The organism is Micrococcus sp. R8502A1 (assembly GCF_006704135.1).
Lineage (GTDB): Bacteria > Actinomycetota > Actinomycetes > Actinomycetales > Micrococcaceae > Micrococcus > Micrococcus luteus.
In genome coordinates this window covers 1-2,068 of sequence record NZ_VIGS01000099.1, presented here as the reverse complement: position 1 = coordinate 2,068, position 2,068 = coordinate 1, and the positions used below count along the sequence as shown (strand labels likewise).

The following is a 2,068-nucleotide window of genomic DNA, read 5'->3' as shown; positions in this document are numbered from 1 at the left end:
CGGCTCGTCGAAGGTCAGGCCGTCACGAACTGGAAGCAGGCCCTCGCCCAGCTCGCCGCGGCCTACCCCGACCGGATCAACCCCTACCTGTGACCACCCCGCTTACACAGACAAGTTGACACGCCCGCTGAGAGCGACTATCTGGGCGGGGACGCCGGCGACGTGAAGATCCCCGTGCACCTGTTCAACGGCCGCCCCCCATCCGACCCGGACACCTTCTCCAGCACCCCGGGCAACCGGATCCGCCTGCGCTTGATCAACGCGGCCGGAGACACCGCCTACCGGGTCGGGATCCCCGGCCAGGAACTGACCATCACCCACACCGACGGGTTCCCGGTCCAGCCCCGCCAGGCCGATGCCGTCGTCCTGGGGATGGGCGAACGCCTGGACGTGCTGATCACCCTCGGCGACCAGGCGGTGCCCGTACTGGCCCTGCCCGAGGGCAAGACCGGCCACGCCTACGGCATCATCGCAGCCGGTCCAAAGACCACGCTCTCCGGTCGGCTCCCGCAGACCCTGGGCGGAACCGTGCTCGATGGCAGCCGACTGAAGGCACACGAATCCGTCCTGCTCCCACCCAAGGACCCGACCAGGACCCACGAGGTACGCCTCACCGGATCGATGATGGAGTACGACTGGGGCATCAACGGGCGACGCTTCGACCCGGCCAACCCCTTCGAGGGCGCCTTCGAACTCCGGTTGGACGAACGCGTGCGGGTCACGATGACCAACGACACCGACATGTGGCACCCCATGCACCTGCACGGCCACACCTTCCAGCTGGCCGACCATGGCGCCCGCAAGGACACGGTCATCATCAAACCCCGGCAAACCATCGTCTTCGACTTCGAGGCGGACAACCCGGGTCAGTGGCTGACCCACTGCCACAACGCCTACCACGCCGAGGCCGGGATGATGGGCGTCTTCTCCTACATCCACTGACCCTCCCGCCCGGCCCACACCCCTCCATCCACGGGGGCATCGCACGGTGGCCGCCCAGGAAAGAACATGCCTTTATCGCTCACCCCCACCCACCGTGCCCAGCCCGCCCGAGACCTCTGGCCCGGCACCCCCGTCCTGACCCGTAGGAGGAAATGAATGGGCGAGTACTTCGCTCAGACGGTCCAATCCGGCGCTCTGCTGCTGGCCATCCCCCTGGCCGCCATCGCCGGAATCGTCTCCTTCCTCTCGCCGTGCATCCTGCCGCTCGTGCCCGAATATCTGGGCTACGTCTCCGGACTGTCCGACCCCACCCGCCCGGACAACCGCCGCCGGGTGATGACCGGAGTGGGCCTGTTCATCCTCGGCTTCGCCGCCGTCTTCACCCTCTACGGGGCCGCCTTCGGTCTGATCGGCGGCTGGTTGCTGCGCTGGCAGGACCTGCTGATCCGCATCCTCGGCGTCCTCGTCATCCTCATGGGACTGGCGTTGATGGGCATGCTCACCTTCCTGCAACGGACCACGACCCCCTCCTTCACCCCCCGGACCGGCCTGGCCGGAGCCCCACTGCTGGGCCTGGGCTTCGGCCTGGGCTGGACACCCTGCATGGGACCGACACTCAGCGCCGTGCTGGCCCTGAGCACCACCACCGGAGGGGCATGGCGCGGGGCCCTGCTCGGCTTCGTCTACTGCCTGGGACTGGGCATACCCTTCGTGCTCGTCGCCAGAGGCCTGGGCTGGGTCAGCACCGCACTGGGCTTCGTGCGCCGCCACATGCGCGCCTTCAATATCGCCGGCGGCACCCTGCTCGTGCTGGTCGGCGTCCTGATGGCCACCGGAATCTGGACGGCGTGGATCTACCAACTCCAGAACCTCGCCGGAACCTTCACCACCCCCGTCTAAGAGACTCCCCCCCAACCTGGCCCAGACCCAGACCCTGCACACCGGCCGTGGAATCACTAGGGTCTGCCGCCACCGCATACGACGGCGCCCGCCCCTAGGTGTTGTGGGTCATGAGGTTCTTGGCACGAGGCCCGGGCTGAGATGAGACGAGCGGGCCCCGCCCGGCAGGATGGAAGTTCCTCAACAACCCATCCGCTGGAAAGAGCCCGCTCATGACCCACGCTAA

The 2,068-nt window shown here is 67.6% G+C and carries 2 protein-coding genes; both read left to right on the top strand.

The window, feature by feature from the left end:
- The first annotated feature begins 162 nt into the window (after positions 1-162).
- A complete protein-coding gene (locus tag FLM69_RS11195) occupies positions 163-942 on the top strand; it encodes a multicopper oxidase family protein (RefSeq protein ID WP_255502844.1) in 780 nt (259 codons plus the stop codon).
- 156 nt (positions 943-1,098) lie between these two features.
- A complete protein-coding gene (locus tag FLM69_RS11190; protein WP_141844288.1) occupies positions 1,099-1,842 on the top strand; it encodes a cytochrome c biogenesis CcdA family protein in 744 nt (247 codons plus the stop codon).
- Positions 1,843-2,068 lie beyond the last annotated feature (226 nt).